19 protein-coding genes and 1 pseudogene are annotated in these 24,777 nt (G+C 42.6%); 6 read left to right on the top strand and 14 right to left on the bottom strand.

Features of this window, described 5'->3' with window-relative positions; genetic code table 11:
* A pseudogene (locus ACIY14_RS05200) lies at nt 1-511 on the top strand (transposase); the annotation flags it as partial.
* A gap of 82 nt (nt 512-593) precedes the next feature.
* On the opposite strand, the gene ACIY14_RS05195 reads toward ACIY14_RS05200, so the two are convergent.
* The 3 genes from ACIY14_RS05195 to ACIY14_RS05185 all read right to left on the bottom strand — a co-directional run bounded on the left by ACIY14_RS05195 (nt 594) and on the right by ACIY14_RS05185 (nt 11,349).
* Nucleotides 594-5,009, bottom strand: a complete 4,416-nt coding sequence (locus tag ACIY14_RS05195) for an antigen I/II family LPXTG-anchored adhesin (protein WP_409001788.1) — start codon at nt 5,007-5,009, stop codon at nt 594-596.
* A gap of 166 nt (nt 5,010-5,175) precedes the next feature.
* The gene (locus ACIY14_RS05190) at nt 5,176-6,375 is read right to left on the bottom strand and encodes a phosphoglycerate kinase (RefSeq protein ID WP_001096770.1); all 1,200 of its coding nucleotides are present in this window, start codon (nt 6,373-6,375) and stop codon (nt 5,176-5,178) included.
* A 243-nt stretch (nt 6,376-6,618) separates the two neighbouring features.
* Nucleotides 6,619-11,349, bottom strand: a complete 4,731-nt coding sequence (locus ACIY14_RS05185; protein WP_409001787.1) for an endo-beta-N-acetylglucosaminidase — start codon at nt 11,347-11,349, stop codon at nt 6,619-6,621.
* A gap of 306 nt (nt 11,350-11,655) precedes the next feature.
* Here ACIY14_RS05185 and ACIY14_RS05180 point away from each other — a divergent pair, with 306 nt between their 5' ends.
* Entirely contained in the window at nt 11,656-13,287 is a 1,632-nt protein-coding gene (locus ACIY14_RS05180; RefSeq protein WP_409001786.1) for a Na/Pi cotransporter family protein, read from the top strand.
* A 201-nt stretch (nt 13,288-13,488) separates the two neighbouring features.
* Here the strand turns inward: ACIY14_RS05180 and ACIY14_RS05175 are convergent, their stop codons facing one another.
* The gene (locus ACIY14_RS05175) at nt 13,489-13,785 is read right to left on the bottom strand and encodes a bacteriocin immunity protein (protein ID WP_409001785.1); all 297 of its coding nucleotides are present in this window, start codon (nt 13,783-13,785) and stop codon (nt 13,489-13,491) included.
* A 21-nt stretch (nt 13,786-13,806) separates the two neighbouring features.
* Nucleotides 13,807-14,871, bottom strand: a complete 1,065-nt coding sequence (gene pepA, locus ACIY14_RS05170; protein WP_409001784.1) for a glutamyl aminopeptidase — start codon at nt 14,869-14,871, stop codon at nt 13,807-13,809.
* A 236-nt stretch (nt 14,872-15,107) separates the two neighbouring features.
* Between pepA and ACIY14_RS05165 the strand changes: the two genes are divergently transcribed.
* From ACIY14_RS05165 to ACIY14_RS05150, 4 genes are all read left to right on the top strand, one after another.
* A complete protein-coding gene (locus ACIY14_RS05165) occupies nt 15,108-16,067 on the top strand; it encodes an ABC transporter permease (RefSeq protein WP_247946696.1) in 960 nt (319 codons plus the stop codon).
* A complete protein-coding gene (locus ACIY14_RS05160) occupies nt 16,057-17,013 on the top strand; it encodes an iron chelate uptake ABC transporter family permease subunit (protein ID WP_409001783.1) in 957 nt (318 codons plus the stop codon). The genes ACIY14_RS05165 and ACIY14_RS05160 overlap by 11 nt, the downstream gene beginning before the upstream one ends.
* Nucleotides 17,010-17,762: an ABC transporter ATP-binding protein gene (locus ACIY14_RS05155; protein ID WP_409001782.1), complete on the top strand. Its 753-nt coding sequence runs from the start codon at nt 17,010-17,012 to the stop codon at nt 17,760-17,762. The genes ACIY14_RS05160 and ACIY14_RS05155 overlap by 4 nt, the downstream gene beginning before the upstream one ends.
* A 97-nt stretch (nt 17,763-17,859) precedes the next feature.
* Nucleotides 17,860-18,831, top strand: a complete 972-nt coding sequence (locus ACIY14_RS05150) for a siderophore ABC transporter substrate-binding protein (protein WP_409001781.1) — start codon at nt 17,860-17,862, stop codon at nt 18,829-18,831.
* A gap of 31 nt (nt 18,832-18,862) precedes the next feature.
* On the opposite strand, the gene yidD is transcribed toward ACIY14_RS05150, so the two are convergent.
* Genes yidD through racE form a run of 9 tightly spaced genes read right to left on the bottom strand, consistent with a single transcriptional unit; the run spans nt 18,863 to nt 24,578 of the window.
* On the bottom strand, nt 18,863-19,105 hold the full coding sequence (gene yidD / locus ACIY14_RS05145; RefSeq protein ID WP_007522309.1) for a membrane protein insertion efficiency factor YidD: 243 nt from the start codon (nt 19,103-19,105) through the stop codon (nt 18,863-18,865).
* Complete coding sequence (locus ACIY14_RS05140; protein WP_001222211.1) at nt 19,105-19,827, bottom strand: pseudouridine synthase; 723 nt, start codon at nt 19,825-19,827, stop codon at nt 19,105-19,107. Before ACIY14_RS05140 ends, yidD begins: the two co-directional genes overlap by 1 nt.
* A gap of 1 nt (nt 19,828) precedes the next feature.
* Entirely contained in the window at nt 19,829-20,383 is a 555-nt protein-coding gene (gene scpB, locus ACIY14_RS05135) for an SMC-Scp complex subunit ScpB (RefSeq protein ID WP_409001780.1), read from the bottom strand.
* Between the two features lie 18 nt (nt 20,384-20,401).
* Complete coding sequence (locus ACIY14_RS05130) at nt 20,402-21,130, bottom strand: segregation/condensation protein A (protein WP_409001779.1); 729 nt, start codon at nt 21,128-21,130, stop codon at nt 20,402-20,404.
* Nucleotides 21,130-21,864 (bottom strand): site-specific tyrosine recombinase XerD, encoded by a 735-nt coding sequence (gene xerD, locus ACIY14_RS05125; RefSeq protein WP_409001789.1) that lies wholly within the window; start codon nt 21,862-21,864, stop codon nt 21,130-21,132. Before xerD ends, ACIY14_RS05130 begins: the two co-directional genes overlap by 1 nt.
* Nucleotides 21,861-22,322 (bottom strand): cyclic-di-AMP-binding protein CbpB, encoded by a 462-nt coding sequence (gene cbpB / locus ACIY14_RS05120; RefSeq protein WP_409001778.1) that lies wholly within the window; start codon nt 22,320-22,322, stop codon nt 21,861-21,863. The genes xerD and cbpB overlap by 4 nt, the downstream gene beginning before the upstream one ends.
* On the bottom strand, nt 22,319-22,840 hold the full coding sequence (locus tag ACIY14_RS05115; RefSeq protein WP_084877440.1) for a metallophosphoesterase: 522 nt from the start codon (nt 22,838-22,840) through the stop codon (nt 22,319-22,321). The genes cbpB and ACIY14_RS05115 overlap by 4 nt, the downstream gene beginning before the upstream one ends.
* Complete coding sequence (locus tag ACIY14_RS05110; RefSeq protein WP_409001776.1) at nt 22,816-23,787, bottom strand: nucleoside-triphosphate diphosphatase; 972 nt, start codon at nt 23,785-23,787, stop codon at nt 22,816-22,818. Before ACIY14_RS05110 ends, ACIY14_RS05115 begins: the two co-directional genes overlap by 25 nt.
* Nucleotides 23,784-24,578 (bottom strand): glutamate racemase, encoded by a 795-nt coding sequence (gene racE, locus ACIY14_RS05105; protein WP_000370379.1) that lies wholly within the window; start codon nt 24,576-24,578, stop codon nt 23,784-23,786. The genes ACIY14_RS05110 and racE overlap by 4 nt, the downstream gene beginning before the upstream one ends.
* Nucleotides 24,579-24,777 lie beyond the last annotated feature (199 nt).

Below are 24,777 nucleotides of genomic sequence, written 5' to 3'. Positions count from 1 at the left end.
ATGGATATGTTTAGTCCCTACTACGATATTGCTAGAAAACTTTTTCCAAATGCAAAAATCGTTCTCGACCGCTTTCACATTGTACAATACTTAAGCCGTGCTATGAGTCGTTTGCGTGTCCAAATCATGAATCAGTTTGAGCGAAAATCCCATGAATAAGGCCATCAAACGTTACTGTAAGCTCATTCAACAGGATAGCCGTAAATTGAGTGATAAACGTTTTTATCGACCAACTTTTCGTATGCACTTGACGAATAAAGAAATTCTAGACAAACTATTGAGCTATTCAGAAGACTTGAAACACCACTATAAGCTCTATCAGCTCTTGCTTTTTCACTTTCAGAACAAAGGACCCTACTCCAACGCAAAATTGGAAGCAACTAATAATCTCATCAAACTTATCAAGCGCAATGCCTTTGGTTTTCGGAACTTTGAAAACTTCAAAAAACGGATTTTTATCGCTCTGAACATCAAAAAAGAAAGGACGAATTTCGTCCTTTCTCGAGTTTAGCTTTTCTTCAATCCACTACAGTTGACAAAGAGCCATAAAAAAGAGGAAACAGAGTCCCTCTTTTCTATTTAACTTTCAGATCTTACTTGCTTTCGTCTTCTTTTCGTTTCAACCGACCAAGTCCTAAAACTCCTACTAAAGCTGCTAGACCAAGATATGGCATGTAGCTTGAATCATTTGTACCTGTTTGAGGTAGAGTAGGGTTTCCTTTTGGATTTGGATTAGAATTAGGGGTTGTTGGCTCCTCTGGTTTCTTAGGTTCTGGTGTTGTAGTACGAACTGTGTTTGAAGCGTAAGCGACTTTATTCACAGTATTTACATAAGTATTTTCAAAGGTTCCAACAGTAATTCGTTTCATTTGAATGTAAGTCTCAGCTTGGAATGGAGAATCCAACTGAATCTCTTGAAGGAATTTTTCCTTGAAGCGAATTGTAATCATTCCCTTATCTTGATCATGTTCAACCTGTGTTTCAGCTGTTAAGTCTGTTCCTGCCTTAATAACACGACCGTCTTTCAATCGGATATCAACCTTGGCAAGAACTTTATAGTTTCCAGTGTATTGATCACCTTTTTGGTCACAATCATCTACAAAACTATAGTCATTCAAGTCCTCAGAATGATTTTGTGGAATCAAACCACCGATTAAACGATAATTGAAGTACTGGTTCAACGGAATTGTTTGGCCATCAATATTGTCACTGCTTGGATCCATACTGATTGTCACATCTTTTTTAGGTGTGATTTTTGGTACATTGTTGACAACTACTTCTGTAGCATAGCCATTTCCAAAATCAATTTGGTAGGCTTTATTTTCATACTGACCACCAGTTTGACCAAATTCAGGTTTAATTGTCATCGGATCTGTGATTAGCAATGATTTTCCTGCTGCTACATAGTTCTTGTAGAATTCAGCTGGATTATCAGCTGAGAAGAGTTGGAAAGCACCTTTAACAGTGATGTTTGCTTTCTTCAACAGCTCTTGAACCTTCTTAGGCGCAGCTTCTAAACTATCATATTGTTGAACACTGATACCTGATACAAGGTTGCCCTCTAGATCACGAATCTTAACCAATTCTGGTTGAAGGGTTAAGGCTTCTTCTGGATAATCATCCACATAGTAGAAACCATTTTGAATTGCTTCTTTAGAAGATTTATCTCCCTTGTATTGGTCCAAATCCCATGTGAGTTCATAGTAGTTCGTTGAACCAGCTAGAACTTCTTTGCCATCAATATTCACACCTTGCTTGTTCTTGTTAACTTTCAAAGGCTTGATGTAGTTGTTATTTGGATTGTCAGGATCATTTGGTTTACCTGGAGTCGTTACACGAACAATGTTTGACTTAACACCGTAGGCATCGTTGACTGTCAATGTAAAGTTATTTGTATAAGTCGCCCCATCATTCAAGACACGGCCAACAACAGTTGGATATAGAGTATCAAAGGATTTTGTCAAATCTGCATTGAAAGCAGCCAAGGTCTCCTCGGTAGCCTTAAAGGTTACAGTGTGACTAGCTTTGTCATAGCTTGTTTCAAAACCTTTGCTTGCAGCCTTGGTCGCTTCCAAATCAAACTGATAGCCAGTTGGAAGTGGGTCTACCAATACAAACGATGTTGTTTTTGGACGCCCTGCAGTTAAGGCTTCCGTTTTCAACTCAAACTTCACTACAGACTGCTTAGCAACTAGAGTACGATCGATATCTACTCCATCCTCATTTTTAATTTCTTTATTAATCTGAGGTTGTGCAAAAAGACGATTGTAATGGAAGTGAACTGTTGGCACCGCTGGTGGTGTTGGCAACTGCTTAGGAGTTGGTGCTACAGGTGGTGTTGGCAATGGATCATAATTTGGCTCTTCTGGTTTTGATGGCTCTGGTTGATCTGGAGTTTTTACCGGTGGAGTTGGCTCATTTTCGTAGCTTGGTGCTACTGGAGCTGGTTCCAATGGTTTCTCCACTTCATAAGCAGGAGCTTGTGGTGCAGTTGGTTTTACTGGAGGTGTTGGGTTCTCTTTTGTAATTTTCGGAACATGAACGGCACGAATCTTCCCATTGAGTGAATACCAAATGTTTGGTTTTTTGCCATTTTCTACCGCCATAACTGGATCAGAAGAAACTACTAAAGTAGCAGAAATGGCACCGACAGTCACACGGTTAGTAGAACCTGACATGCTGATTGCTCCCGCACCATACCAAGAGTTTGGTGCATCAGACGAATCCCAACCGGAACCCGGCTCATTCTTTCTAGTATACATAGTCCAGCGAGATCCGCCTTGTCCCTGTTTAAAGTTCAGGGTTTCTGTAGCATAAATCTTTCCATCTTTTTCTCCAACAGATGAACCTGAAATTTTAATAAAGGTACCAGTGTAATCCTTGGCCATCTCAATAGAATTATTTTCTCTATTTAGAGAAGCAACTGAAAGGAGGGCATTGTCAAAATTAATCGGCTTGTCATTTTCATCATAGAAGGTAAATTCATTTTTGATGAAGATAGACGTATTCTTTTCATCTTTACCAGTATAGGCTGAAGCAAAGACACCTAGCGTTGGGTCTGTAAAGATTCCCAACCAAACTTTTCCACTAGGATTTTGAAATTTTGAAGACGGGTCTACAGTATATTTGTAAACAATCTTCGAAATCTTTTTACCATTGTAGTAGGAATTTTGAAGATTGGTATAAGTCGCTGTTACGCTTTGTCCACGTTCTAGAAGAACTGAGCCCCATTTCACCTCCGTATTATTCCCCACGTTGGTCGTCCAACTTGATTTATCTCCAATATTTCCATATAATTCAACAGATGAAGCAGTCGAATTCGCCTTCTCTAAACCACTGATATCTAAGTCATCTAGTTGTAGAATTTTTTGATCATATTTTGCTTTCGATGTACTCTTACTGAAGGCTTCATCAACAGCTGTTGCTGTGAGAAGTTTCCCTTCTGTTTTGAGGTCAAGTTGAGCATTTGGTTCTAAGTCATAAACCAAGCTACGAGCAGATGGTTTAGACAAATACCCGTCCTGATCCTTATTTTTTTCAAGTTCTACCAATGCAGCCTTAATTTTTGCCTGCTCTTCATTGTACTCTTTGAGTTTCTGTGGATACTCATCTACATCTTTCTTATACTTGGCAAGGTCTGCTTCATATTTTGCAACTTTAGCTTCATAATCTGTTTTAGCCACGGCATTACGTTGCTTGATTTCTTCATTCTCAGCTTTAATCGCAGCATTTTTTGCCTTATTGTCTTCAACAGCCTTTTCATAGGCTGCTTTTGCATCGGCATTAGCTTTTTGAACGCGAGCTAATTCCGTCTGGTATTTGGCCAGCTTAGCTTGGTAGTCTGTTTCGTTAGCTTCGTTTGCTTGTTTGACTGTTGCCAAGTCTGATTCATATTGCTTCAACGCTGCTTCATAAGTCGCTTTTGCAGTAGCGTTACGTTGCTTAATCGCTTCATTTTCAGCTTGAATGGCTGTATTTTTAGCTGTGTTTTCTTCAACGGCCTTTTCATAGGCTGCCTTAGCATCAGCATTTGCCTTTTGAACACGAGCCAATTCTGTCTGGTAGGCTGCTAATTTTGCTTGGTAATCAGCATCATTATCTGCCTTAGCTTTCTTAATAGCTGCGAGATCTGCTTCATACTGCTTCAACGCCGCTTCATAAGTTGCTTTTGCAGTTTCATTACGTTGTTTAATCGCTTCATTTTCAGCTTGAAGCGCTGCATTCTTTGCAGTGTTTTCTTTTACTGCTTTATCATATGCCTCTTTAGCTTCAGCATTAGCTTTTTGTACTCGAGCTAATTCTGTCTGGTAAGCTGAAAGTTTATTTTGATAATCCCGTTGACTATCTTCATTTGCTTTTTTGACAGTTGCTAAATCTTTTTGATATTGTGCTAGCTTAGCCTCATATTCTGCTTTAGATGTTGCATTGGCAGTGTTGATTTTTTCAACTTCTTCTTGATGATTTTTTAGATCTTTTTGATACTTGTCATCCGCTGCTTTGTTTTCAGCATTGATTTTATCTGTTTCTGCCTGATGAGCTGCGACTTCTTTTTTATATGCTTCAGTTGTTGTCTTTATTTCTTTAGCCTGTTTAGCATAGTCGCTTTTAATCTCATCTTGTTTTTGAGCATTTTCTGTAGCAGTTGTAGCTGTTCCTTTGTCTTTTGTTTCATCTTGAACTACCTTAACTCCTGCAGATTTTGCATCAGCAACTGCTTTATCCAGATCAGCTGATGATACTTCTACTGGCAAAGCTGAGTCTTTAGAGCCAGCCTTAGCTTGGCTTTCTTTGGCAACTTGGCTCATTTCACCCTGAGCTTCAGGTAGATTTGTGGCTGGATTTCCTGTGGTAGCTACCTCAACTGTACTTGTGCTCTTCGTCTCTGTGACTTCATCAGCAAAAACTGCCTGATCTGCAAAAGCAATCAAAGCAGTTCCTAAAACAGCACCACACAAAGTTTTTGCAACCTTGCTTTTACGAAATCCATAAACTTCTTTTTTATTTTTCATTTTAATCCCTTTCTTATCTAAATTAATCATCTACCATTCATAGTAGCATTTTATGATGTGGGATGCAAATATTTACTCTCCCCCCTTTATTTATCGATAAATCTAACATATTTATAAATGAAATTAAAAAGAAGATGGTTAAACCATCTTCCTTTAGTTAAACTATTTATTTTTCAGTCAAAGCTGCAAGTCCTGGCAATACTTTACCTTCAAGGAGTTCCATTGATGCTCCACCACCAGTAGAGATCCATGAGAACTTGTCTGCACGGCCAAGGTTGATGGCTGCGGCAGCTGAGTCACCACCACCGATGATTGATTTCACGCCTGGTTGTTTCACGATAGCGTCCATGACACCGATTGTACCAGCTTGGAAGTCAGGGTTTTCAAATACACCCATTGGTCCGTTCCATACAACTGTTTTGGCACCAGTCAAAGCTTCGTCAAATTTAGCGATAGATTTTGGACCGATATCCAAACCTAGGAAGCCTGGATCTACTGCTTCACCTTCAGTGTCTTTCACTTCAGTGTAGTCTGCAAATGCGTTTGCTTCTTTTGAGTCAACTGGCAAGATCAATTTGCCGTTTGCTTTTTCAAGAAGAGCTTTCGCAACATCCAATTTGTCTTCTTCTACAAGTGAGTTACCGATTTCGATACCTTGAGCTTTGTAGAATGTGTAAGTCATCCCACCACCGATAAGAACTTTATCAGCTTTTTCAAGCAAGTTTTCGATAACACCGATCTTGTCTGAAACTTTTGAACCACCAAGGATAGCCACGAATGGACGTTCTGGAGCTTCAACAGCTTCTTGGATGTAGGCAATTTCGTTTTCAAGAAGGAATCCAGCAACTGCTTTTTCAACGTTTGCTGAGATACCAACGTTAGATGCGTGTGCACGGTGAGCTGTACCGAATGCATCGTTTACGAAGATACCATCTCCAAGTGATGCCCAGTATTTACCAAGTTCAGGATCATTTTTAGATTCTTTCTTGCCGTCAACATCTTCGAAACGAGTGTTTTCAACCAAGAGAACTTGTCCATCTTCAAGAGCGTTAACAGCGGCTTCCAATTCAGCACCACGTGTAACACCTGGGATAAATTTAACTTCTTGTCCCAATTTAGCGGCCAAGTCAGCAGCTACAGGAGCAAGTGATTTACCTTCTTTGTCTGCTTCTTCTTTTACACGTCCAAGGTGAGAGAAGAGGATAGCACGTCCACCTTGTTCAAGGATATACTTGATAGTTGGAAGAGCTGCAGTGATACGGTTGTCATTGGTAATCACGCCATCTTTAACAGGTACGTTGAAGTCAACACGAACGAGAACTTTTTTCCCTTTCAAGTCAACGTCTTTAACAGTCAATTTTGCCATTAGATATGACTCCTTCTTTTTTTTATACGTGTTAATTATATCACAAAATCAACAAAAGAGATAGAAAAACCCTAAACTTTTCTTGTTCTTTCTTATAATTAAAACTAGCATTTTTTAAAATCAAATCTAGAAAAACCTTATCAAATAAGTAATCAAAGCGAGATAAAATAATCAAAACAAGGTTTGACTGCAGCCAAACCTTGTTTTTAGTTTTTATGAGGAAATCCAAGAATTCTAAATCGATTAGTCTTCTTTCTTCTTTCTAGCAAGCAAGCCATAACCACTCATTGCTCCGAGAAGTCCCAGAGCTACTAGACTGGCATCTGTTTCAACACCAGTATTTGGAAGTTGATTTTTTGCTTTTTCTACTTTGACTGGTGTTTCCACCATTGAATTGTCTGTACTTGGTACTAGCTGTTCAACTTTTTCCTTGGTACCAATTTCAACAATTTCTGGGACAGCTTCCTTGAGAACTTCAGTCGAAAGAAGAGTGCGGTTACCATGGGCATCTACTTCTACTAGACGACGAACTTGGCCTTCCGCTCCTGCTTGGATTAGCTGGCGTTGTCCTTTGAGAAGAGCTGCATTTGGTCGTTCTTGACGATTGAAGGCAACTGACTCCTCCTTAATTTCAAGGCTTGGTTTTTCATGAACCAGATTTTTCACTCCATCCAGTGGCTGGGTACTTGAAATAACTTTTGTACCAACTTCGGTAATTTCTGGGATAGCTTCCTTGAGAACTTCAGTCGAAAGAAGAGTGCGGTTACCATGGGCATCTACTTCTACTAGACGACGAACTTGGCCTTCCGCTCCTGCTTGAACTAGCTGGCCTTGGCCTTTTAGAAGGTTTGCATTTGGTCGCTCTTGACGTTCGAAGGCAGTTGTTTCAGTTTCAATAACTAGTTCAGGGAGGGCTTCAACTGTTGGGGCTACTTCACTTGGATCCATGCTACCAACATGATGGCTTTCTTCTGCAGGAGCTAGTTTCTTATTCAGCTTTTCTTTCATTTCCACAAACGCTTGAGGAGTTGGCATCTCTGAAACCAACAAAGTTTCTGCTTGTTCAATCAACTCAGCTTTAGGATCTTTTTCACGGACGGATTCGAGCAAGCCTTCCAACTCTTCTCTAGCAGTCTGATAACGTTGATTTCCATCCAAGGCTGTCCCTGCTTGTTTCAACTCATTCAAAGCCCGATTGACTTCTTCTTGGCTAGCATTATGGTTTTCTGCTACAGCTTTCGCTGCATTGAGCTTCTCTACTAGTGCTGCTTGTTTGTCCTCGCTTGAGAAGGTGTAGGCAAGGGTTGACTGACGGCCTTGGGCAGCAGTAATTTCTTGTTTGAGGTACTCGTCGTTGACAGCTGCTTTTGGAGAAACCAAGACATCGAACTCAGCTGTGTGTCCCTTGTAATGAAGGGTCAAGGTCTGACGACCAGTCTTTTGAGCATCGTAGCCCGTAATTTCAACACCTTGATCTGTGAAGGCATGGCTTTCTTCTGTCTCATCATCATAGAGAACTCCAAAGCGACCTTCAGAGAGTTCCAGTTGATCTCCTACCAAATAGTCTGTTTTTGGTTTCTGAGTAATGTACAAGCCTGCTACTTCTTTTGGTTTTCCTTCATCTTGGCCAGTCACTTGTACGTTTAAATCACCAGTAACTGGAAGTCCAAGGTAGCTGACTGTGAGCTTCTGTTCCCCTTTTTGATGAGCGTTGTATCCAGATACCATCACACCTGAGTGAGTAAGGTTAATCAGCTCGTCGGCTTGTTCCCCTTCGTATTGAATACGGAGTGTTCCGCCTCTGAGATCAAGTTTTTCTCCCTCTTTATAAACTGTCTTCTTAGGTTCTTTTTCCAGGCTAACCGCAGCAATTTTTCTTTCATCCTGCGGAATCGCTACTGCCAAGGTGTTACTTATTTCTTTGCCAGGTAGTTGGGTACGATAGTAGAGGAGAGTTGGTTGCTTGTCAAAGCCCAATGGTGCTGTTGCTAGGTCGCCACCATTTTCAGACTTCAAAGTTGCAATTGGTGTTTGTGAATCTGCCTTGTCGTAAACGGTGATGGTTGCGCCTGCTGGAACATCAGAGAAACCTAGTTGAACTTGATGGTTTCCAAGTGAACGGACAGCTACCTTAGACATTGGAATATTTTGACTTTCTGTGTCCAAGGTTTCATACATCTTCCAGTTGTAGATACGAATGGCTTTCCAAGGTGTTCCGTTATCAGATGTGATAACTTTTAGACGCCAGTCTTGAGCAGTAATTGGTTTGTCAAGAGTGATATCTGTCACGTGCGCTTTATTGCCACGGACTTCCTTAGCTAACTTCCATTCACCATCCGCATCTTTATAATAAAGGTCAAAGTCTTTGGTGTTCATCAAACCGTCGTTTACGGATTCTCCACCAGCTCCCGCATGATCCATGACCCATCTAACAACACGACGTGGTTGGGTCAAACGAATATCTACACTACCACTCAACTGAGCTGAAGACCACTTATCTGACAAGCTAGTAATGGTACCGTTCAACATACCTTCAATGCCTTCTCCACCTTCAGTATTTGGGAAAGTGCTACCGATAACCTTTGCACCTGGAACAATATTTTCAGCCAAAGGTCTTGGGAGAGTTGTATCCTGAACTGTCATCCCCCAGTTAAAGGATGCCGTCGCCGCTTCAGAACGAAGGCCATTTTTACCAACTGCAACAACTTTCAATTCCTGAGTCGTACCAGTCGCATTAGCAGAGCGGCTAACTTTTGGCAAGTAGATGGTTGAAGCAGATGATCCTGTCAATAAGCGCCAGTTATCCCCATCTTTTTCGTAGACTTCATAGAAATCTGCATCTTGGTTACCCGCAAACTGGACCACTGCTTCAGCTTCTTGGGCATTTTTAAGAGATTGTTTCACAACAGAAAGTCCCGTCGGCGCTTGTGGTGCTTGGTGGTTATCTGAAATTGTTAATTGACCTAAGTTGAACTGATAATCTTTTACAGCACCTTCATGTTCGAAGAAGAGTTTAACTGCATAGATAGTTTTACCTGCTAGTGAGCTAAGATCAAATTCTTCATTTGTCCAGTCGTCAGAAAGAGTCAGTTCTTTCCATGCCTCTGCATCCTCAAATTTGTAGTCTGGAGTTGTAGAGAAGGCCATATAAACTTTCGAGCCTTTTCCTCCCTTGTGGGCAACCCGAAGTTTGGTTTTCTCCGTTACTTCTAGTTTAGTAGAATACAAATTCACATCTTGGTCCGTCTTACCCACTACATCACCTGAGAATTTAAGGGAATTTCCGCCATTATAGGCATCTGTAAAGTCATATTCTGCATGAAGTTTTTCCCCTGTTGAAGTCTGCCACCAGCGCCATGTTGGCAAGACACCTGAAACAGAACGGTAGTTCCACTCAGAATCCTTAGAAACTTTGCCGTCTACAAACCACTTTCTACCATGACCTGTATTAAAAGAGGTAGTAAAGGTGCGTCCTACTGCTGGTGTGCGGTCCGCAACTAAATTGGCAATTCCATACCACTCTTTGTCCGCTGGTTTTTGAGCCGTTGGATCTCCTTGGTAACCTGTAAAGAAGATGTCTTCGTTCTTGTGGTAGTCTTCGCCTGTTTTTCCTAGACTGGTAATCGTATCTGGCGCAAAGAGTCCAAGTGACAAACGCAACTTGCCTTTTTCATCTAAGAGGGCATCCCAGTTGACTTTGGTTTTATAAGAACCACCTTGCTGCAATTCTAAGCCTGCAAAGACATCATATTGACTACGTTCTAGCCATTTTGCCATCTCTACAGAGTGGTCATTCTTTTCCTTGTTCCAGTTGAAATTGGCAAAGAATTGATCTGCAGGGACCTTGTCACCTTCTTTTTGCATAAACTGGTAGTTATAGTCTCCCAAGCCATCTTCGTGGTAACGACCATATTTGTAGGTCATGGCATCGTACCAAGCATACTTAATTGGGTGGTTGACCTTAGCTGCATATTCCTTTGTATAGAGCATGAATTGGCGCATTTTTTCACCAAGAGGTGCTACCAATTCCCCCGTTGTTTCCTGATTAATGAAATAGCCATCAAATCCGTAATACTTAGCAAGATCGACGAGTTTTCGTGCGATAGGGAAGGTACCATCTGCATCTTGTTTCAAGGCAGCTGCAAATTTCTCTTGGTCGGCAATGCTGTTTGACCAGTTGAAAAAGAGGGTTCCATAAACGGGAACTCCGTTGCGGTGCCCGGCATCAATGACATCTGGAGTAGGGACTAGACCTTCCCAGAAGACCATTGAATCCAAGTATTGCCAGTAGTCAAAAGCATAGGCCTTGAATTCTTCTCCACCAACAGAAGCGTGGTCTTTAGCCTTTGAGTTGGTATTTGCTAGCGCCTGAACCTTGGCTCTTCTGCTTGCTTTTTCGTTAACCAACTGACCTCTGTGGCGCTTGGCGAGTTCAACTGAGGAACGATTGATGGGATCATCCTCACGCGCACCCGGTTCCCATTTCAACAAATCTTCCCAAGTATCAAATTTGATTTCTTTTGGTCGAAGACTCTTTTCTTCATTTTTAGGAACATCTGCTAGAGTCTTTTTATCCGCTTCCTTCTCAGCTACTTGTGGGGCTTCCTCCGGTTTGACTTCTTCTTTATCAGTTGGTTGAGTAGGTTTTTCAGCCTTATCTGTCGAAACTGGCTTTGCCTCTTCTTTTTCATTGACCAAATCAGTTATTGCTGGAGTGTTTTCTGAAATTGGTTGCTCAGCTACTTTGTTCTCAGTCTCCTCTAATTGTTTTTCGAGAGCTGTGGTGTCTGGATTAGTTGTTTCACTAGTACTTGTGGCTTGAGCACTCGTGTTTGCAGCTGTTTCAGGGACAGCAACCTGTTCTGCAAGAGCTGGGCTCGCAAATAGAGCTGAACCAATCATCAAAGAACAAGCCCCAATCGACAACTTACGAATACTGTAACGGCAACGTTTTTCAAAAAATAGATCTTTCATCTTATCCTCCCAATATAATAAAAAGTAACTGTTCTCAGTGCACACCACCAGAACAGGATCATCTTCATTTTATCCTATATGAAAGCGATGTCAATCTATTTAACATAAAAACTATAACTAGGATAATAATCAGTAAAATTTGGACACAATCCTATAAATCATCTATCTTAATGAGAATCTATCTCTCATTTTAAAAGAAATTTCTTGTTTCTTATGAAAATTTCAGCTAAGCACTTGTGAGATTTACTTTTATCCTTTAAAATAGAATAGGAGAAATTCCGCGATTATTTTTCGGAGGAAAAAGAAATGTCCATTAATTGGCAGGAAATTTTATTTCACTTTTTAGGTGGTCTTGGGCTATTCTTATATAGTATCAAGACCATGGGAGACGGTTTACAACAAGCTGCTGGAGATCGCCTTCGGTTTTACATTGACAAATATACCAGCAATCCCTTCTTCGGTGTGCTGGTTGGTATCGGTATGACGGCGCTGATTCAATCAAGTTCTGGTGTTACAGTCATTACAGTGGGACTAGTAAGTGCAGGACTTTTGACCTTGCGTCAGGCTATCGGTATTGTCATGGGTGCCAATATTGGAACCACCGTTACATCCTTTATCATCGGTTTTAAGCTAGGAGATTACGCCTTACCTATGCTCTTTATTGGAGCGGTTTGTCTCTTCTTCACCAAGAATCGCTCTATCAATAACATCGGACGAATTATCTTTGGTGTCGGTGGTATCTTCTTCGCTCTCAATCTTATGAGCGGTGCAATGGAGCCCCTAAAAGACCTGCAAGTCTTTAGAGACTACATGGTTGAACTAAGTAAGAGTCCTATTCTAGGTGTCTTTGTCGGAACTGGACTGACCCTACTCATTCAGGCTTCTTCCGCAACTATCGGTATCTTACAGAACCTGTACGCAAGTGGTTTGATTGACCTTCAAGGTGCCCTACCGGTCTTGTTTGGTGATAATATCGGGACGACCATTACAGCCATCATTGCTTCTCTTGGAGCCAATATCGCTGCCAAACGTGTTGCTGGTGCCCATGTCGCCTTTAACGTTATTGGTACGGTTATCTGTATTGTCTTCCTTGTACCTTTCACCGGCTTGATTCAATGGTTTGAATCTGCACTCAATCTAGCTCCAGAAATGACCATTGCCTTTGCCCACGGAACCTTTAATATTACAAATACCATTATCCAGTTCCCATTCATCGGAGCCTTGGCCTACTTTGTAACCAAGCTCATTCCTGGTGAAGATGAAGTTGTCAAATACGAAGCTCTCTACTTGGATGAACAACTCATCAAACAAGCTCCTTCTATCGCTTTGGGAAATGCCAAAAAAGAACTCTTGCACTTGGGGAACTATGCAGCTAAAGCTTTTGACCTTTCTTATAGCTATATCATCGGTTTGGATGAAAAGGTAGCTGAAAAAGGACACAAGACAGAGGAAGCTATCAACACCATCGATGAAAAATTGACTCGTTACCTCATTCGACTCTCTAGCGAATCCTTGAGTCAAAAGGAAAGCGAAGTGTTGACTAACATTCTGGATTCATCACGTGATTTGGAACGGATTGGGGACCACGCAGAAGGGTTGCTCAACCTAACAGACTACCTCCAACGTAAGAATGTTCAATTTTCTGATGCTGCTCTAGAAGAACTAGCTGAGATTTATCAAGCAACAACTGCATTTATCAAAGATGCCCTTGATAGTGTCGAAAACAATGATATTGAAAAGGCTCAAAGCCTGATTGAACGCCATAAAGAAATCAACAATATGGAACGCGTTCTCAGAAAGACCCACATCAAACGCCTTAACAAGGGTGAGTGTTCAACACAAGCCGGGGTCAACTTTATCGACATTATTTCCCATTACACTCGTGTATCTGACCACGCCATGAACCTAGCTGAAAAGGTCATCGCTGAACAAATCTAATACTCTTCGAAAATCTCTTCAAACCACGTCAGCGTCGCCTTGCCGTACTCAAGTACAGTCTGCGGTTAGTTTCCTAGTTTGCTCTTTGATTTTCATTGAGTATAAGTACCAAGAAGCTATCCTGAATGGGATGGCTTTTTTCGTCTCCTCATTAAGAATTTCTTTTGGAGCATATAAAAAATACTTTGATTCACAATGGAATCAAAGCATCTTAAAGAGTTCTCCAAACATGATAGCAGAAACTGCAGTGCCTCTGTACTTGGCCTCTTCTCTTTTGATAAAGCGAGCCAAATTGATCAATTCAGGTGCTGGGTGTTTGGGATTAGTGAGCAATTCACGATTGACAAGTCCTGAGAGTCGGACTGCTAGTAATTGCTCATTTGTAGTAGGTAGTTTTTTAGCAGTCTCTAGGAGAGCAGCGACTAACTCATCACTCAAGCCCTGACGAGCATGGTTGTAGAGGTCTTTTATAAGGCTTTCTAGGTTTGGTTCTGCCATCCCAAGCAACCTCCTTTATGTTTAATAATGTTTAATCAAATCAACCGTTGAACGATCCATTTTTTTCACCAAGGCTTGTAAGAAAGCTTGCGCTTCAAGAAAGTCATCCATAGCGTAGAGGGTTTGGTGAGAATGGATATAACGGGCACAAACACCGATAGTTGTAGAAGGAACACCACCATTTTTCAGATGAGCTGCTCCAGCGTCTGTTCCGCCTTTTCCACAGTAGTATTGGTACTTGATGCCAGCTTCTTCAGCCGTTGTCAAAAGGAAATCCTTCATTCCTGGGAGAAGCAAATGACCTGGATCGTAGAAACGAATCAAGGTTCCATCCCCAATCTTGCCTTGACCTCCATAAACATCACCAGCAGGTGAACAGTCCACTGCTAGGAAAACTTCTGGGTCAAACTTGGTTGTGGAAGTATGGGCACCACGGAGACCAACTTCTTCTTGGACGTTAGAACCCAGATAGAGTTCATTGCCGAGTTTTTGACCTGACAAAGCTTCAGCTAGCTCGCTTACCATGAGGACACCGTAGCGGTTGTCCCAAGCTTTTGAGATGATATTTTTTTCATTGGCTGTCAAGATAGCGGAGCTATCAGGGACAATCGTGTCACCAGGACGGATACCAAAGCTTTCTGCCTCAGCCTTGTCCGCAAAACCACCATCAAAAACGATATCGGCAATGGCTGGCATGGTTGGCCCGCCCTTTCCACGAGTCAAATGAGGAGGAACAGAGCCTGAAATCACAGGAATTTCACGACCGTCACGAGTAAAGAGTTTGAAACGTTGGCTGCTGACTACCATTGGATTCCAACCACCAATTTCAACGACACGGAAGGTACCATCTGGTTTAATCTCACTGACCATAAAACCAACTTCGTCCATGTGAGAAGCGACCAAGACGCGTGGCGCATCCGCAGCTTCTGAATGCTTGATACCAAAAATACCACCCAAGCCATCTGTCACTACCTCATCCACATGCGGAGTCAACTTCTCACGAAGATAAGTCCGGACAGGTGCTTCATGACCTGAGATCGCAGCAAGCTCTGTTACTTCTTTGATTTTTGAAAATAATGTTGTCATATCAGTTCCTTCTTTCTGTCCTCCATTTTACCACTTTTTATAGGAGAAGGATAGTGGGAAGGTGGATTGGTTTTTACTCAGTTTTCCAATAAAAGAGAGGGCCAGATGTAATTTCAGGAATTTTTCTTTCTTTTTACATTAAATTGTCAGAAAATTTATTGACAGATTAAAGAAATCATGTTACATTTATATCCGCAGGTATCTTTCGATACCAAATCTACACGAAAGGACGGGGTATGAAACTCTCTCATATTTTAACAGGCTTACTTCTACTCCTAGTCTTTCTCTCCATCACCATTGGAACCAGTGATTTTTCTTGGGAAAAATTCTTTGCTTTTGACCAACAGACCTGGCTTCTCTTTCAAGAGTCACGTCTTCCAAGAACCATCAGTATTCTCCTTGCAGCCTCTAGTATGAGCATGGCAGGACTCCTCATGCAGACCATTACCCAAAATCAGTTTGCTGCTCCGAGTACAGTCGGAACGACAGAAGCTGCCAAACTGGGAATGGTGTTAAGCCTCTTTGTCTTTCCATCTGCGAGTCTGACCCAAAAGATGCTCTTTGCTTTTGGCTCATCCATTTTATTTACCCTCTTCTTCCTAGCCTTTATGACTATTTTCTCTGTAAAGGAAAGGTGGATGTTGCCCTTGATTGGGATCATCTATAGCGGGATTATCGGTTCTGTCACAGAAGTTATCGCCTATCGTTTCAATCTGGTTCAGAGTATGACTGCTTGGACCCAGGGCTCCTTCTCCATGATTCAGACTCATCAGTATGAGTGGCTCTTCTTAGGCCTCATTATCCTGATAGCCGTTTGGAAATTATCCCAAACCTTTACCATCATGAATCTAGGAAAAGAAACCAGCGAGAGTTTGGGAATTTCCTACTCCCTACTTGAAAAACTTGCCCTCTTTCTGGTGGCGCTAACGACAAGCGTCACCATGATTACCGTGGGTGCCTTGCCTTTTCTCGGGGTTATCGTTCCCAATCTTGTCCGTAAGCGCTATGGAGATAATTTGAGTCAAACCAAACTCATCGTCGCACTGGTCGGAGCCAATCTGGTTCTAGCCTGCGACATCCTCTCTCGAGTCTTGATTCGGCCCTATGAGCTGTCTGTCAGTCTCCTACTAGGAATCATCGGTAGCCTTGTCTTTATTTTACTGCTATGGAGAGGGGGACAAAAGGATGCTGTCTAAAAGCAAACATACCAAGCTCTTCTGCCTTCTCATTATTCTGGCCATCGTAGCTTGTCTCCTCTACTTTTGGCCTATTAGTCACCTATCTGTCTTTGCTTGGAAACTTCGTTCTCAAAAGATTGTCGTTTATCTCTTGGTAGCTATCGCGACAGGGATTTCGACCATTAGTTTTCAAACCCTGACGGAAAATCGCTTCCTGACACCTAGTATTTTGGGAATCGAATCCTTCTATGTCTTGCTACAGACCCTGCTACTGGTTTTTGAAAGCAAATTTCTACAGCTTGAAAAGTCTCCTGTCTTAGAATTTCTAGTCTTGCTTCTGCTTCAATCCCTCTTCTTTCTTGCCTTACAAGGTTACTTGAAGACACTGATGAAACAAGATCTGGTCTTCATCCTGCTGATCTGCCTAGCCCTCGGAACTCTCTTTCGAAATATCAGTACCTTCCTACAAGTCCTGATGGATCCAAATGAATACGATAAACTGCAGAACAGTCTCTTTGCCTCCTTTCAACATCTCAACACTCCCATCCTAGCCATCGGCTCTCTGATCATCCTCGCTTTGACAATCTTTTTCTTTCGAAAAGCAGTCGTTCTGGATGTCTTGCACCTGCAAAGAGAAACGGCTCAGATACTGGGACTCGATGTTGAAAAAGAACAGAGAGAGCTCCTCTGGGGCATCGTAGTTTTGACCTCAACGGCTACTGCCTTGGTAGGGCCTATGGCCTTCTTCGGCTTTATGCTGGCCAACCTCACCTACCTGATTGTCAAAGATTATCGACACAAGTTACTCTTTATCGTAGCCATTCTAATTGGATTTATCAGTTTGACCTTGGGACAAGCCCTCATCGAACGAGTCTTTGCACTAGAAATTCGCATCAGTATGATCATCGAGAGTGTGGGTGGCTTCTTATTCTTTATCTTACTTTATAGGAGGGCGCGTCAGTGAAACTAGAAAACATTGACAAATCCATTCAAAAACAGGATATTTTACAAGGCATTTCGCTTACAGTCAGTCCTCATAAACTGACAGCCTTCATTGGTCCAAATGGTGCTGGAAAATCAACTCTCCTCTCCATTATGAGCAGACTGACCAAGAAAGATCAGGGGATTCTTAGTGTCAAAGGCCGTGAAATCGAGAGCTGGAATTCGCAAGAACTTGCTCAAGAACTCACCATCCTAAAGCAGAAAATCAATTACCAAGCCAAATTGACGGTTGAAGAACTAGTCAGCTTTGGACGTTTTCCCTACAGCCATGGTCGACTGAAGGCAGAAGACTGGGAAAAAATCCGAGAAACTCTGGACTATCTGGAACTGACCAACTTAAAAAACCGCTACATCGATAGTCTGTCTGGTGGACAGCTGCAACGTGTCTTTATCGCCATGGTACTAGCCCAGGATACAGACTTTATCTTGCTAGACGAACCGCTCAATAATCTCGATATCAAGCAAAGCGTCAGCATGATGCAAATTCTCAAGCGACTGGTGGAGGAACTAGGGAAGACCATTATCATCGTCCTCCACGATATCAACATAGCCAGTCAGTATGCGGATGAAATTGTCGCCTTCAAGGACGGCCAAGTCTTTTGCAAGGGAACGACTGCTCAAATCATGCAGGCTGACCTGCTCAGTCAACTCTATGAGATCCCCATCACGCTAGCTGATATTAATGGCAAAAAGATCTGTATCTATAGCTAGCTATTCTGAATTCATGTTAGAGAACCCTCTGTCTCTTAGCTAACAAGCCTATCTAAGAGCCCCTTACATCGTTATCATATTTTAAAAAGGAGAAATCATGAAAACATCCCTTAAACTTTATCTCACTGTCCTAGTGGCTAGCTTCTTGCTCCTACTTGGTGCATGTGGTACAAATACAAACTCAAGCGCTAGCCAGACAGAGACAAGTAGCTCTGCTCCGACAGAAGTGACCATTAAAAGTTCACTGGACGAGGTCAAACTTTCAAAGGTTCCTGAAAAGATTGTGACCTTTGACCTCGGTGCTGCGGATACTATTCGTGCTTTAGGATTTGAAAAGAATATCGTCGGAATGCCTACAAAAACTGTTCCGACTTACCTAAAAGATCTTGCGGGAAATGTCAACAATGTGGGTTCCATGGTTGAGCCAGACCTAGAAGCCATTGCTGCTCTTGAACCAGATCTAATTATCGCTTCTCCACGTACCCAAAAATTCGTAGACAAGTTCAAAGAAATTGCTCCAACTGTGCTCTTCCAAGCAAGTAAGGACGACTACTGGACTTCTACCAAGGCTAATATCGAATCCTTAGCAAGCGCCTTCGGCGAAACTGGTACACAGAAAGCCAAGGAAGAATTAGCCAACCTAGACAAGAGCATCCAAGAAGTCACAACTAAAAACGAAAGTTCTGACAAAAAAGCCCTTGCTATCCTCCTCAATGAAGGAAAAATGGCCGCCTTTGGTGCCCAATCTCGTTTCTCTTTCTTGTACCAAACCTTGAAATTCAAGCCAACTGATACTCAATTTGAAGACTCACGCCACGGACAGGAAGTCAGCTTTGAAAGTGTCAAAGAAATCAATCCTGACATCCTCTTTGTCATCAACCGTACCCTTGCCATCGGCGGTGACAACTCAAGCAACGACGGCGTCCTAGAAAATGCCCTTATCGCTGAAACTCCTGCCGCTAAAAACGGTAAAATTATCCAACTAACACCAGACCTCTGGTATCTAAGTGGTGGCGGACTTGAATCAACTAAACTCATGATTGAAGACGCTCAAAAAGCTTTGAAATAAGCAAGAAAACCCAACATCGCCTGATGTTGGGTTATTTTTCTTCTTGATTCCGTTTGAGTGAAAAGTGGTCTGGCACGGGATCCTTGCCTATTTTCGACCAGGGGTGGCAACGCAAAATCCGAGCCAAGCCCATCAAAACACCCTTGAAGCCATGTTTTTCAATAGCCTGAATCATGTAGTTGGAACATGTAGGCTCAAAACGACAAGAGGGTGGAAAGGCTGGTGAGATAAAGCGCTGGTAAAAGCGCACTGGCGCTATTAAGATTCGTTTCATTATTTTTTAGTTACAGCCATAGTATGCAGTTGGCTGATTTCTTTTTTGTTAAGGCGACGAGATTCTCCCGGACGAAGGCCTGTCAAGTCTAGATGTCCAAAACGGGTCCGTGACAACTTATCCACTTGAAGACCGACAGCCTCAAACATCTTTTTAACCTGATGGTTACGCCCTTCATGTATGGTCAACTGTACTACTGAGCGATTTTTGACTGGATCCACTTTGAGAATCTCATATACAGCTGGCTTGGTTTTCTTGCCATCAATCTCGAGTCCACGGGTCAAGGGGCGGAGATTGTCCTTATTGGCCACACCCTTAACACGCGCGACATAGACCTTGTCAATCTCATTACGAGGGTGAATCATCTCATCCGTAAAATCCCCATCATTGGTCAAAATCAAGACACCTGATGTATCCCAGTCCAAACGTCCCACAGGGTAGATGCGCTCTTTGACATTGGGCAAGAGGTCGACAACAGTCTTGCGGCCCTTGTCATCTGTCACACTGGAAATCACCCCACGGGGTTTGTTAAGCAGATAGTAGACCTTTTCTTCGTTGTAGATAGGCTGGCCTTCAACTTCAACCTTATCACCAGCCTTGATGGTCGTTGCTAGTTCACGCACCACTTGGCCGTTAACCGTCACCAAGCCTTGCTTGATCAACTCTTCTGCTTTTCTCCTACTGGCCACACCTGCGTGGGCAATATATTTATTGATTCTCATCTTATTCTATCCTTTCACCAAATAATTGGCTTTCTCGCGCTTGAATCTCAAGCTCATCAATCACTGGCAATTCTTCCAAATGATTTATCCCCATGTAATCTAGGAAATAATCCGTAGTCACATAGAGATTGGGACGACCCAACACTTCTTTTTTCCCGTCTTCCTTTATCAAGTCAAAAGCCTGCAACTTTGCCAAGGCTCCACTCGAGTTAACCCCACGGATGGCATCAATCTCAATTCGGGTAATCGGTTGCTTGTAGGCAATGATGGACAAGGTTTCAAGAGCAGCCCGAGACAAACTTTGGTTGATGGGTGCCTTGGAGTATTCCTTCAAAATCGCTGCAAATTGAGGTTTGGTCACCAATCTATAAGCGCCACCTGTCTCAATCAGGGACAAACTCGACTCCTGGTCTTTTTCATACTTTTGGGCTAATTTTTCTAAACTCTGTTGAATACCTGTCGGGGGAAGCGAGAGGAGTTCAGCCAACTGACGTACCCGAATCCCATCTTCACCTGCTACAAACAAGAGCGCTTCTATTTCTGCTAAAGTACTCATCTTTCCTCTCTATCAAGTCTAGCTTTGTGCCTCTTGACTTTCTTCCTTCTTTTCCATGAGATAGATATCTCCAAAATTCTCCTCTTGCACGAGGATCAGTTCCTGAGTTTTGATTAACTCTAGGGTCGCCAAAAAGAGGGTGATAACCTCTTGGACATTCTGGGCTTCCTTGAACAAATCCTGCAGACGCAACTGGTCTCGTCCAGTCAAGGACTCTTTTACGATGACCATCATGTCCTCAATCTTATACTCATCCCGCAAAATGGTCGTGTGATTCTGAGCGAACTCCTCTTTTTTCTTGGCTAGGATATTTGAAAAAGCTAAAAAGAGGTCAATGGTCGTCCTATCATGCACAAGCTCCGCATCTTCGTAGATCAACTCTGTCGGTGCTTTGGAATAATACTGGGCCCGATCTTGGTGCTTGGCTTCCAAGTGCTCACCCAAGAGTTTAAACTTGCGGTATTCTTCGATTTGGGAGAGAAGGTCCTGCTCTAGGTCATCCTCTAAATCTGTCACTTCTGCCACCTTTGGAAGAAGCTTGCGGCTCTTGATTAGCATTAACTGACTGGCCATAACCATGTATTCGCCTGCCACCTCTAAGCGCATAGCCTGCAAAGTTGAGACATAGGCTAGATACTGTTCGATGACTTCTGTGATTGGCACATCGTAGATATCCATCTGGTACTTAGAAACCAAGTGCAAGAGCAGGTCCAGTGGCCCTTCAAAATCTTTTAATTTAATATCCATTATCTATATTTTTCTAAGGTCAGGACTGTTTTTAATCCTAATTTTTTTGCAATTTCGTACAAATCGACCTTCATTTCTATCTGTCTTAGAATGAACTGTTCCCGCAAGGCTTGAGCGGATAAGGCTGGGAAACCCTTCTCCTTGACAAAGGACTCTAGTTGACGAAAGGCCCACTGACGAGAATAGGTTTTCCCACTCCTTTCAAAGAGATAGGTCTGCCCCATCAAGGGTTCTAGCTCTGGAATCAAGGTCGTGGGTATGGTGACAATCCTCTGTTGGGAAGCCTTGCTGATTCTCAACACCTGAAAATCCAGATTGATATCTGCAACCTTAAGGGCTAAAATCTCACTTGGCAAGAGCCCTATTTCCAAGATAAGAAGCGCCAGCAAGCGTCCTTCTGGATAATTACTTTCCTGCCAAAAAGAGTCTAGGTCTAGAATCTCTGGTTTTTCAGTCTTCTTTTCAGCTTGTTTGGCTAATTCTAAACGATAAAAGCTGTCCACCTCTCCTTTTTGATAGAGAAAGTAGAGAAATTGGTTACAGGCCGAAAGTTTTCGCTTCTGGGCGCTGATTTTTAGATTGGCTAGCTGGGCTTGGTAAATCTTGAGACCGGTCTCAGAGATCCGCTCACCTACAATGTCTAAAAATTGCTCCAAATCATACTTATAAGACTGCTTTGAATTGGCAGACAAACCCTGCTTTCCCTCTAAAAAGTCTGAAATCCTATCTCTCATTTGCATCTAATCTCATATTTCTTACTAAAGTCATGTAAGAGAGCATTAACAGCCTTGAGGATAGACTTGCGCGTGATGATTCCTTGGAAAATTCCTTCATCATCTACCACTGGCAAGAAAGGTTCATCCACCAGTTTATGGAGGACCTCTGTGATGTTATAGTCTGGAGCGACGACTGCCACATCTGTCTTAGTCATATTGACGATGTCTGTCTTTGCCATCTGCTCATCCGTCAATCCTTGCTCCATTTGATAAGCCAAAATATCTCTCAGACCAATGGTTCCGACAAAGCGTTTGTCAAAGGTCACAACAGGGATACGGGTATAAGTGATTTGGCTCAGCACCAAAATTGCATGATCAGCATTGTGGGTATCGATCAAGGCTGCTAGATTCTCAGCGGGGGTAAGAAAAGTCTCTTCCTGCTCCAGTAAAAATGCTTCAAATTCCTTGGCAATCATCGAGAAAACTCCTTGGACAAGCCTGGATAAACCTCATGGTCACGTGTCAAAAAGTCTACTTTGAAATAGCTGTCATCAATCTCCACACGAGCATAGAGGCATTCTCTGATGGTTCCTCGTGGCTGGCTGATGGAGCCTGGATTGAGAAAGAGTGTTTTGCCTTCCATCCAAGCATTAGGCACATGCAAGTGACCATAGAGACAGATATCGGCATCTTCTTCCTGAGCCCAGTAGTCCAACTTTTGAAAGTTGAAATTGATATCAAATAAATGTCCGTGAGTCTGGATAATCTTGGTCGGACCAAGTTGAGTCACCAAACGTTCTGGGTAGCCAGCATAAAAGTCCATATTTCCTTTGACGACATGGATGCCTTCCCAGAGCGGAGAGTCTGGACGGAGTTCTGAGTCACCATCGTGAAAAATGGCATCAACTTTACCCAGATAGCGGTCACGGATTTCTTCCACAATCAAGCTATCGCCATGAGAGTCACTCATTACAATGATGGTTTGCTTTGCCATGATGGAAATACCTCCAAAAGTTTCTTAACGGCTAAGGCACGGTGGGATTGGCTATTTTTTTCTTCAAGGGTTAACTCAGCTGATGATTTTCCTGTCTCCCCTACAAGGAAGAGGGGATCATAGCCAAATCCATTTTCACCCTTGGGTTCAAAGTTGATATAACCTGGCCAGTCAGCTTCAACAACCAAGCTTTCCTTGTTTGGACTGGCTACAACCAGAGTCGTGTGGAACTGGGCTGAACGGTCCTTAAGATCAAAGACCATGGCCAATTCGTGCAGGAGTTTAGCATTGTTTTCACGATCAGTAGCCCCCACACCTGCAAAACGGGCTGACCAGACACCTGGCAAGCCACCAAGGACATCAACTTTGAGACCAGAATCATCTGCTAAAACCATCTTGCCTGTTAATTGGGAAATGGTTTCTGCTTTCAGGCGAGCATTTTCTTCGAAGGTCATACCTGTTTCAGCTACTTCAGGCAGTTCAGGATAGTCATTGAGATTTTCCACATCGTAGCCTAACTTGTCAAAGATAGCTCGGAACTCCTTGGTCTTGCCCTCGTTACGAGTCGCAATGAGCAGAGTTTCTCTAACCTTACTAGTTTCAAAGAAGTCTTGAACATCGACCCCTTCTTTAGGCAGTTCGACATGCAAAAGCTGTCCATTTTCAATTAAAAGTAAGGCTCCCTGACGTTGGATGACTTCCAAGTTACGTCCTGCTTCCGCATTTAAAATCTCAACGATAAAGGAGAGCAGACGGTAGTTGGAAGACCAGCGCATCACCGTTATCGTAATTGGAAAGCCATTTTCCTCATCACGAAAAATCCGCGCCAAATCCATAAAATCAAGCTCAAGAGGATCTTTGATAAGGCTATAGATGCCTCCATAGACATCCCAGACACCAACATACCAGTCCTGGTCATCCTTGTATTCATAAATTTTGTTTGTCATAAAGTTACATGCTCCACATGAATCTCTTTTTCCAGCCATTCTGCTCCTATTTGGGCAAAACTTTGGCTATTCGCTGTTGTGTAAAAACGATGTTGAAGAGGTCCCGCATCTCGGCTACGATTGATTTCAAAATAATTGAGTAAGACTGAGATATCCCGTACACACTCTGCCCCACTATCGATGAGCTGAACCTTAGGTCCCATGACATTTTGGATGATAGGGCGAAGGAGTGGGTAATGGGTACAACCCAGAATCAAACTATCCACCTTGCCTACCAAGGGACGCAGGGTTTCATAAACCACTTTCTTGGTGACACTGGTTGACAGGGCACCTGACTCCACCAAGGGAGCAAACTTAGGACAGGCCAAACTCTCCACTTGTAAGTCTGGATCCAGATCATGGATTTTCTGACGGTAGATGTCTGATTGGACCGTCATGGGAGTTCCAATCACCCCAATTTTCCCACCTTGACTGGACTTGATGGCTGCCGAAGCTCCTGGCAAAATCACACCTAGGACAGGAATGTCTAATTGGGCCTTGATTTCTTCCCAGACGACTGCAGTCGCAGTGTTACAAGCAATGACAATCATCTTGACATCTTTGGTCAAGAGAAAGTTGACCAACTGCCAAGTATATTCACGAATTTGCTCAGCAGGACGGGGACCATAGGGCGCCCGTGCTGAATCTCCAATATAGACGATTTCTTCATGGGGAAGCTGGCGCATGAGCTCACGAACAACGGTCAAGCCCCCGACACCCGAATCCAAAAAACCAATTGGTCGATTATCCATACAGTCTTCTTTCTAGTCTTTTTTCTGATTGATAGTTCATCATGATTCCTTGTCCTGAAGGAACTAACCGACAGCTTGATAAAATGTCAACTGCCTCTCTCTTAATCATAATCAAATATCAATAGAATGCAAGGAAAAAGTCTTATCCTTGAGAACTATTGAACATAGTGAGAAGTCTGGAACTTTCATCCCAGACTTT

It is taken from the genome of Streptococcus sp. ST16 (assembly GCF_046098135.1).
GTDB lineage: Bacteria > Bacillota > Bacilli > Lactobacillales > Streptococcaceae > Streptococcus.
This window is presented reverse-complemented; position numbering and strand designations above follow the sequence as displayed.